The organism is Pseudomonas sp. GW821-FHT07F05, assembly GCF_059418765.1.
In genome coordinates this window covers 9346-18310 of sequence record NZ_JBWKQL010000025.1, presented here as the reverse complement: position 1 = coordinate 18310, position 8965 = coordinate 9346, and the positions used below count along the sequence as shown (strand labels likewise).

Below are 8965 nucleotides of genomic sequence, written 5' to 3'. Positions count from 1 at the left end.
CCGCATGGATGCGGCGAGAGCTGCCCCCCGCCATGGATGGCGGATGGCAGCGGGCCCACGGAGCGGGACCGGAGTGAGGGGATTCCGACGAAGGAGGAAACAAACCAGGAGCAGGCACTTTTGGTTACTTTTGGTGCTTTTCAAAAGTAACTCGCCGAAGGCGAAACGTCTGCCCCCAGGCAGACGCTCTTGATCTTGACGTACGAACCCACGCCGCAGGTCGCCGGGTGATTACCGTTCCAGAAGAATCCGCAACATCCGACGCAACGGCTCGGCCGCGCCCCACAACAACTGGTCGCCCACGGTAAACGCGCCCAGATACTGCGAACCCATGTTCAACTTGCGCAAACGCCCCACCGGAATATTCAACGTCCCGGTCACCGACGTCGGGCTCAGCTCCTGAATGCTCGCTTCGCGATTATTCGGCACCAGCTTCACCCACGGGTTGTGCTGACTGATCATCCCCTCGATATCCGCGATCGGCACATCCTTGTTCAGCTTGATCGTCAGCGCCTGACTGTGGCACCGCATCGCACCGATCCGCACGCAAATACCGTCGACCGGAATCGGGCTCTTGAAACGACCCAGAATCTTGTTCGTCTCCGCCTGCCCTTTCCACTCCTCACGGCTCTGACCGTTTGGCAGCTCCTTGTCGATCCACGGGATCAGACTGCCCGCCAGCGGCACCCCGAAGTTCTCGGTCGGGAAGCCCTCGCCACGCATCGCCTCAGCCACCTTGCGGTCGATGTCCAGAATCGCGCTGGCAGGGTTCGCCAGCTCGTCGGCCACCGACGCATTGATCGCGCCCATCTGCTTGATCAGCTCACGCATGTTCTGCGCACCGGCGCCGGAAGCGGCCTGATACGTCATGACGTTCATCCACTCCACCAGACCGGCCTCGAACAGCCCGCCCAGGCCCATCAGCATCAGGCTGACGGTGCAGTTGCCGCCGATGTAGTTCTTGGTGCCGGCATCCAGCTGCTGGTCGATGACCTTGCGGTTGACCGGATCGAGGATGATCACCGCATCGTCCTGCATGCGCAGGGATGACGCCGCGTCGATCCAGTAACCCTGCCACCCCGCTTCGCGCAGCTTGGGGAAAACCTCGTTGGTGTAGTCGCCGCCCTGGCAGGTCAGCACCACGTCCAGGGTCTTGAGCTCGTCGATGCTGTAGGCATCTTTCAGCGGCGCGACGTCCTTGCCCACCGACGGGCCTTGGCCGCCGACGTTGGAGGTGGTGAAAAAAACCGGCTCAATGAGATCGAAATCCTGCTCTTCCAGCATGCGTTGCATGAGCACGGACCCGACCATCCCGCGCCAACCGACCAGACCTACACGTTTCATCGCAACTACACCTTAATTAAAAGTGGGGCCCCGACCGCAGAGAGCCAAAGGGCTCAACCTGACAGTCGTGGGCCCGAGATATTACAGATTGCGCAGCGCGGCGACTACGGCGTCGCCCATTTCCTGCGTACCGACCCGGGCATTGCCTTCGGACCAGATGTCGCCGGTGCGCAAGCCCTGATCCAGCACCAGGCTGACGGCTTTCTCGATGGCGTCGGCGGCGGTGTGTTCGTTGAAGCTGTAACGCAGCATCATCGACACCGACAGAATCGTCGCCAACGGGTTGGCCACGCCTTTGCCGGCGATGTCCGGCGCCGACCCGTGGCAGGGCTCGTACATGCCCTTGTTGTTCGAATCCAGCGACGCCGACGGCAGCATACCGATGGAACCGGTGAGCATCGACGCTTCGTCGGAGAGGATGTCGCCGAACATGTTGTCGGTCACGATTACGTCGAACTGCTTAGGTGCGCGGACCAGCTGCATGGCGGCGTTGTCGACGTACATATGGCTGAGTTCTACGTCCGGGTAATCCTTGGCGACCTGCTCGACGATTTCGCGCCACAACTGGCTGGAGGCCAGCACGTTGGCTTTGTCCACCGAGCAGAGCTTCTTGCCGCGCACGCGGGCCATGTCGAAGCCGACGCGGGCGATGCGGCGGATCTCGCTTTCGCTGTAGGGCAACGTATCGTAGGACTGGCGCTCGCCGTTTTCCAGTTCGCGGGTGCCGCGCGGTGCACCGAAGTAGATACCGCCGGTCAGCTCGCGGACGATAAGGATATCCAGGCCGGCCACGATTTCTGGCTTAAGGCTGGAGGCATCGGCGAGCTGCGGATACAGAATTGCCGGACGCAGGTTGGCAAACAGGCCCAGTTGCGAGCGGATCTTCAGCAGGCCGCGCTCCGGACGGATGTCGCGCTCGATGGCGTCCCATTTCGGGCCGCCCACGGCGCCGAGCAATACGGCGTCAACGGAACGGGCGCGCTCAAGGGTTTCATCGGCCAGCGGCACGCCATGCTTGTCGATGGCCGCGCCGCCGATAACGTCGTGGCTCAGTTCGAACCCCAGCTGATATTTCCCGCTGGCCAGCTCCAGCACCTTGACCGCCTCGGCCATGATTTCCGGACCGATGCCATCACCTGGAAGAATCAGAATCTGCTTGCTCATAAAACCCTCGTTTCAGAATACGTGTCGAGCCGGTGATCGGTGCCGACTCGGGAGCGGCAAGCTCCAAGCGGTGAGCTGCAAGAATCAGCAGTCACACCGCGGTCAACTTGCCGCTTGCAGCTTGAAGCTTGCAGCTGCCCCTCAGCGAAACAGCCAAGGCTGCGAAGCCCGATGCTTGCTCTCGAACGCGGCAATCGCCTCGCCGTCCACCAGGGTCAGGCCGATGTCGTCCAGGCCGTTGAGCAGGCAGTGCTTGCGGAAGGCGTCGATTTCAAAGCGGTACACCTTGCCGTCTTCGCGGGTCACGGTCTGCGCTTCCAAGTCCACGTTCAACTGGTAGCCCGGTGTGGCTTCAACCACCTTGAACAGCTCATCGACCTCGCTTTCGGTCAGGATGATCGGCAGCAGGCCGTTCTTGAAGCTGTTGTTGAAGAAGATGTCCGCGTAGCTCGGCGCGATGATGCTGCGAAAGCCGTACTCTTCCAGCGCCCACGGGGCGTGTTCACGGCTCGATCCGCAGCCGAAGTTTTCCCGGGCCAGCAAGACGCTGGCGCCTTGGTAACGCTCGGCGTTGAGCACGAAGTCCGGGTTCAGCGGACGCTTGCTGTTGTCCTGATACGGCTGACCCACATCAAGGTAACGCCACTCGTCAAACAGGTTCGGGCCAAAGCCGGTCCGGCGGATCGACTTCAGGAACTGCTTGGGGATGATCTGATCGGTGTCAACGTTGGCGCGATCCAGCGGAGCGACCAGACCGGTGTGTTGAGTAAAAGGCTTCATACGGGGCTCCTTATGCCTGGCTCATGGTGCGAACGTCGACGAAACGGCCGTTGACGGCTGCCGCTGCCGCCATCGCCGGGCTGACCAGGTGAGTACGCCCACCGGCGCCCTGACGGCCTTCGAAGTTGCGGTTGGAGGTCGACGCGCAATGCTCGCCGCTCTCAAGGCGGTCCGGGTTCATCGCCAGGCACATCGAGCAGCCCGGCTCACGCCATTCGAAACCGGCTTCGATGAAGACCTTGTCCAGCCCTTCCCGCTCGGCCTGTTCCTTCACCAGACCCGAGCCCGGCACAACGATCGCCTGCTTGATGGTCGACGCCACTTTGCGGCCCTTGGCGATGTCCGCTGCGGCGCGCAGGTCTTCGATCCGCGAGTTGGTGCACGAACCGATGAACACGCGATCCAGCTGGATATCGGTAATTGCCTGATTGGCCTTCAGGCCCATGTACTTCAAGGCGCGTTCGATGGAGCCACGCTTGACCAGATCGGCTTCCTGCGCCGGATCCGGCACGTTCTGATCCACGGCCACGACCATTTCCGGGGAGGTGCCCCAGCTGACTTGCGGTTTGATCTGGGTCGCGTCGAGCTCAACCACAGTGTCGAACACCGCGTCGTCGTCGGACACCAGGTCCTTCCAGGCTTCAACCGCTGCGTCCCACTGCTCGGCAGTCGGTGCGAAAGGACGACCCTTCACGTAGGCAATGGTCTTTTCATCGGTCGCCACCAGCCCGACGCGTGCGCCCGCTTCGATGGACATGTTGCAGATGGTCATGCGGCCTTCGACGGACAGGTCACGAATGGCGCTGCCAGCGAATTCGATGGCATGGCCATTACCGCCGGCGGTGCCGATCTTGCCGATGATGGCCAGGACTATGTCCTTGGCGGTGACGCCGAAGGGCAGCGTGCCTTCGACCTTCACTTGCATGTTCTTCATTTTCTTGGCGACCAGGCACTGGGTCGCGAGGACGTGCTCGACCTCGGAGGTGCCGATGCCGTGGGCCAGGGCGCCGAATGCGCCGTGGGTCGAGGTGTGGGAGTCGCCGCAGACCACGGTCATGCCCGGCAAGGTCGCGCCCTGCTCCGGGCCGATGACGTGAACGATGCCCTGGCGGACGTCGTTCATCTTGAATTCGGTGATGCCGTATTCGTCGCAGTTGTCGTCCAGGGTCTTGACCTGCAAGCGCGACACCTGATCGACGATGGCGTCAACGCCGTCCTTGCGGTCCGGGGTGGTCGGCACGTTGTGGTCGACGGTGGCGACGTTGGCGTCGATGCGCCACGGTTTGCGACGGGCCAGGCGCAAGCCTTCGAAAGCCTGAGGCGAAGTCACTTCGTGGATGATGTGACGGTCGATGTACAGCAGCGCGGAGCCATCGTCGCGCTGCTTGACCAAATGCGAATCCCAGAGCTTGTCGTAGAGCGTTTTGCCGGCCATCAGACGGTTCCTCATCAGCGTATTTCTATGCCCCGGCCACCGATGTCGCAATGACACCGTAAAGACCCTTGGCTTGTGGGGGAGATGCTATGGAATGTGCTTAAATAACTCAAATTCATATTTTTCATGCTTTGCATAACCAACAGGAATCCGAGATGGATCTGGCCAACCTCAATGCCTTTATCGCCATCGCCGAGATGGGCAGTTTCTCGGCAGCCGGCGAGCGCCTGCATCTGACGCAACCGGCGGTCAGCAAGCGCATCGCCGGGCTGGAGCAACAGCTGGACGTGCGACTTTTTGATCGGCTGGGCCGCGAAGTCAGTCTGACCGAGGCCGGACGTGCCCTGCTCCCCCGCGCTTATCAGATCCTTAACGTGCTGGACGACACCCGTCGCGCGCTGACCAACCTGACCGGCGAGGTCACCGGGCGTCTGACCCTGGCAACCAGCCACCACATCGGACTGCACCGGTTGCCTACGCTGTTAAGAGCGTTTACCAAGACCTACCCGGACGTCGCGCTGGACATTCAGTTTCTCGATTCGGAAGTGGCCTACGAAGAAATCCTCCACGGCCGTGCGGAGCTGGCAGTGATTACGTTGGCGCCCGAGCCCCACGCGCTGGTAAAAGCAGTGAAGGTCTGGGACGACCCCCTGGATTTCGTCGCGGCACCCGAACACCCGCTGGCCACTCAGAAAAACGTCAGCCTGGCCGACATCGCCCGCTACCCGGCGGTGTTCCCGGGCGAAAATACCTTCACCCACCACATCGTCAGCGGACTCTGCGAAGCCCAGGGGCTGAAGCCGAATATCGCCATGAGCACCAACTACATGGAGACGATCAAGATGATGGTGTCCATTGGCCTGGCCTGGAGCGTGTTGCCCCGGACCATGCTGGACGAGCAAGTCACGGCCATTCCGTTACCGGGCATTCAGTTGCGCCGACAGCTGGGCTATATCGTCCACACCGAACGCACGCTTTCCAACGCCGCGCGGGCGTTCATGGCGCTGCTGGATGCGCAGGCTGCAGGGCTGGAGCAATCGCAGGCGCGCTGAACGCGCACAAAAAAAGGCGCCCCGCAGGGCGCCTTCTCACGCTGACTCGGGATCAGTGAGTCAGGGTTTTCTGAGCATTGATTTCGATGCGTTTTGGCTTGGCCTCTTCAGGCACCAGACGCAGCAGGTCAATGTTCAGCAGGCCATTGGCCAAAACAGCGTTTTTGACCTCGATGTGATCAGCCAGACGGAACGACAGCTTGAATGCACGCTGGGCGATGCCCTGGTGCAGGAAGGTCACGCCTTCCGCGGTGTTCTCGCGCTTGCTGCCGGTGACGGTCAGTACGCCCTTCTCGACTTGCAACTCCAGATCTTCCTCCTGGAACCCCGCCGCCGCGATGACAATGCGGTATTGGTCATCCGCGTGTTTTTCGACGTTGTAGGGAGGATAGCTGCTCGCCGACTCGTTGCGCGCCGCCGATTCGAACAGGTCGTTGAAGCGGTCGAAGCCAACGGAGTGACGGAACAGTGGAGCCAGGGAAAATGCAGTAGTCATCTGAAAATCTCCTGATAAATCAGCAAGTGGTTATCTCCGCGACCCGATTTCGGCATCGCGTAACCCCAAAATAGGGACAGCCATTTGCGTTTCAAGAGTCGTGAAAAAGATTTTTTTCAGGCGGCTTCCGGCACGTTCACGCCGAGCATCTGGCTGATCCGCTCGCAGTCGGTTTCGCGGCGCAGGGCATCGAACAGCAGAGTCGCTTCGGGGTAGCTTTTGGTCAGCAGAACCACCCATTGCTTGAGCCGGCCCGGTGCCTGAACGCGGGTCATCTTGGCCATGGCCTGCAGCCAGAAATCCCGCAGCAGCGGCTGTAACTCGATCCAGGTCATGGGGATGACGTCACGCCCGGCTTGCGCAGCGGCGATCTGACGGCCCAGGTCCGGACGCGCCACCAGACCGCGGCCGATCATGATGTCACGGGCCCCGCAGATTTCCCGGCAGCGCCGCCAGTCGTCGACGGTCCAGATCTCGCCGTTGGCAATGATCGGAATCTTCACCACGTCCTGGATCTTGCCGATCCACTCCCAGTGCGCCGGCGGCTTGTAGCCGTCAACTTTGGTGCGGGCGTGGACGACGATGTGTTCAGCGCCGCCCGCCTCCAGCGCCCGGGCGCAATCAAGGGCCGGCTCGGTGCTGTCGTAACCCAGGCGCATCTTGGCGGTGACCGGAATGTGTGCCGGCACGGCGCGGCGTACGTGGCTGAGGATGGTGTGCAGCAGCTCCGGCTCCTTGAGCAGCACCGCGCCGCCCCGGGACTTGTTGACCGTCTTGGCCGGGCAGCCAAAATTCAGGTCGATGACCGGGGCGCCCAGTTCGGCCGCGAAGGCTGCGTTCTCGGCCAGGCACACCGGGTCAGAACCCAGCAGTTGCACACGCAGCGGCACGCCGGCGCGGGTTTTCGAACCCTGCAGCAGTTCGGACGCGAGCTTGTGGAAGTAATGCTCCGGCAGCAGACGCTCAGTCACCCGAATGAATTCGGTCACGCACCAGTCGATGCCGCCGACTTGCGTCAGCACGTCGCGCAGGATGTCGTCGACCAGGCCTTCCATGGGCGCCAAGGCAATTTGCATGGGTCACACTCGAAAAAAAGTCCGGCAGTTTACGCAGAGGCCGGCGGATTGGATACGGTTTACGCGTGCCGAACGTCAGGACACAACGCGGTGCAGGCCGGCGGCGTAGCCGTCGATGAACTCGCTCGGCATGCGCTTGGGCTTGCCCGACGAGAGTTCGATGCAGACGAAGGTGGTTTGCGCCCGCAGCAAGGTCATGCCGTCACTGGGCCGTTTCAGCTGGAAGCGCCGGGTCATCTTCAGACGCTGGTCCCAGTCGACGATCCAGGTCGCCAGTTGCAGCTCGTCATCCTGGTAGGCGCTGGCCAGGTAATCGATTTCGTGCCGGACCACGGCCATGGCCCGGTCGAGTCGGCGATACTCGGTCAGGTCCAGGCCCAAGTGCTGGGAATGCCGCCATGCGCAGCGTTCGAGCCAAGTGACGTACACGGCGTTGTTGGCGTGGCCCAGGCCGTCGATGTCCTCCTCGCCCACCTGCAGATCGATGACGAACGGCGTTGCCAGATCCCAGACCATGTTTTTCTGTCCCTATCAAATTCATTACGCGGGCAGTGTAACCAAAAGCATCGGACAAAACTGAGGGCGGTCGTGGTTGGCCAGAGGTTGAGGGTGCCTGCGCCGGCCTCTTCCCGGCGGAAGCCAGTCCTACAACGGCATCAGAGCACCGCCGACTTGGCTGCCCGCAGCACCCGATCCGATAGCTCACTGGGGCCCAGGGCTCGGGCGAGTGCCAGGCCGCCGACCATCAAGGCGATGTCGGCCAGGGTCTTGTCGGTCTCTTCAGGGCTGGCGGCGAGCTGCGCCACCATCAGTTCGACGTGTTCGGCCAGTACGTTGCGAAAATCAACGGACAGACGCGCCATCTCCCCTATCGCCGTCGGCAAGGGGCAAGCGTGCTCTTGAGCGTCGCGGTGCCTGCGCGACAGGTAGAACGCCGCCAACAGCGCGCGCCGCTCCTCGCCCGGCAATTGGTCGTCAATGCTGGCGACCATCTCACGGCGTTCGGCCAGCAACTGGCTGAACGCTTCCAGCATCAGGGCTTCCTTGCTGTCGAAATGCGCATAGAACCCGCCCACCGTGAGCCCCGCTGCGCCCATGATCTCGTTGACGCTGGGCTCGATCGGGCCGCGCGCAATCAGGGCGGTGCTGGCAGCAGCGAGAATACGTTCGCGGGTCTGTGCTTTTTTGTCGTTCATGACCGCCTCCGGGATGATGACGATAATATTATCCTCATCATGTGCGTTGGCAAGGACGCATCAGGCATTTGAGATGACTGACAGGCGGATGAGACAAGAGAGATGACTGAAGACGAGGTAAACAAAGAAAGAAGGGATTGAGAACTCAAACCCCGGAAAAACAAAAGGGCCATTCAATAATCGAATGACCCTTGGTCTCGCAGAGCGAGAAATCGTGGCGTCCCCTAGGGGACTCGAACCCCTGTTACCGCCGTGAAAGGGCGGTGTCCTAGGCCACTAGACGAAGGGGACGCAAAACCTTCGAGCAGATTCGCCGATGACAACATGACGAACCCTGGCAGAAATTGGTGGAGCTAAGCGGGATCGAACCGCTGACCTCCTGCATGCCATGCAGGCGCTCTCCCAGCTGAGCTATAGCCCCT

At 61.6% G+C, this 8965-nt stretch carries 9 protein-coding genes and 2 tRNA genes; 1 reads left to right on the top strand and 10 read right to left on the bottom strand.

Annotated elements, in window-relative coordinates; translation table 11 throughout:
* Nucleotides 1-231 precede the first annotated feature (231 nt).
* The 4 genes from asd to leuC form a co-directional block, all read right to left on the bottom strand.
* Nucleotides 232-1344: an aspartate-semialdehyde dehydrogenase gene (asd, locus tag AC07RO_RS26895; RefSeq protein ID WP_192174867.1), complete on the bottom strand. Its 1113-nt coding sequence runs from the start codon at nucleotides 1342-1344 to the stop codon at nucleotides 232-234.
* 81 nt (nucleotides 1345-1425) lie between these two features.
* Nucleotides 1426-2508, bottom strand: coding sequence for a 3-isopropylmalate dehydrogenase (leuB, locus tag AC07RO_RS26890; RefSeq protein WP_495009688.1), 1083 nt, complete (start codon nucleotides 2506-2508; stop codon nucleotides 1426-1428).
* 141 nt (nucleotides 2509-2649) lie between these two features.
* Complete coding sequence (gene leuD, locus AC07RO_RS26885) at nucleotides 2650-3288, bottom strand: 3-isopropylmalate dehydratase small subunit (protein WP_282372744.1); 639 nt, start codon at nucleotides 3286-3288, stop codon at nucleotides 2650-2652.
* 10 nt (nucleotides 3289-3298) lie between these two features.
* Nucleotides 3299-4723 carry a 3-isopropylmalate dehydratase large subunit gene (gene leuC / locus AC07RO_RS26880; protein ID WP_495087531.1) on the bottom strand — a complete coding sequence of 475 codons (1425 nt, stop codon included), beginning with the start codon at nucleotides 4721-4723 and terminating at the stop codon, nucleotides 3299-3301.
* A gap of 155 nt (nucleotides 4724-4878) precedes the next feature.
* On the opposite strand from leuC, the gene AC07RO_RS26875 reads away from it, so the two are divergent.
* The gene (locus AC07RO_RS26875; RefSeq protein WP_495087530.1) at nucleotides 4879-5775 is read left to right on the top strand and encodes a LysR family transcriptional regulator; all 897 of its coding nucleotides are present in this window, start codon (nucleotides 4879-4881) and stop codon (nucleotides 5773-5775) included.
* Between the two features lie 52 nt (nucleotides 5776-5827).
* On the opposite strand, the gene AC07RO_RS26870 is transcribed toward AC07RO_RS26875, so the two are convergent.
* From AC07RO_RS26870 to AC07RO_RS26845, 6 genes are all read right to left on the bottom strand, one after another.
* Nucleotides 5828-6271, bottom strand: coding sequence for an Hsp20 family protein (locus AC07RO_RS26870; RefSeq protein WP_346626401.1), 444 nt, complete (start codon nucleotides 6269-6271; stop codon nucleotides 5828-5830).
* A gap of 116 nt (nucleotides 6272-6387) precedes the next feature.
* Nucleotides 6388-7347 (bottom strand): tRNA dihydrouridine synthase, encoded by a 960-nt coding sequence (locus AC07RO_RS26865; protein WP_192174865.1) that lies wholly within the window; start codon nucleotides 7345-7347, stop codon nucleotides 6388-6390.
* Nucleotides 7348-7422: 75 nt separating this feature from the next.
* Nucleotides 7423-7863 carry an acyl-CoA thioesterase gene (locus AC07RO_RS26860; RefSeq protein WP_495087529.1) on the bottom strand — a complete coding sequence of 147 codons (441 nt, stop codon included), beginning with the start codon at nucleotides 7861-7863 and terminating at the stop codon, nucleotides 7423-7425.
* Nucleotides 7864-8003: 140 nt separating this feature from the next.
* The gene (locus AC07RO_RS26855; RefSeq protein ID WP_495009685.1) at nucleotides 8004-8543 is read right to left on the bottom strand and encodes a TetR/AcrR family transcriptional regulator; all 540 of its coding nucleotides are present in this window, start codon (nucleotides 8541-8543) and stop codon (nucleotides 8004-8006) included.
* A gap of 215 nt (nucleotides 8544-8758) precedes the next feature.
* Nucleotides 8759-8834, bottom strand: a tRNA-Glu gene (locus AC07RO_RS26850).
* Nucleotides 8835-8888: 54 nt separating this feature from the next.
* A tRNA-Ala gene (locus AC07RO_RS26845) sits at nucleotides 8889-8964 on the bottom strand.
* Between the last annotated feature and the right edge of the window lies 1 nt (nucleotide 8965).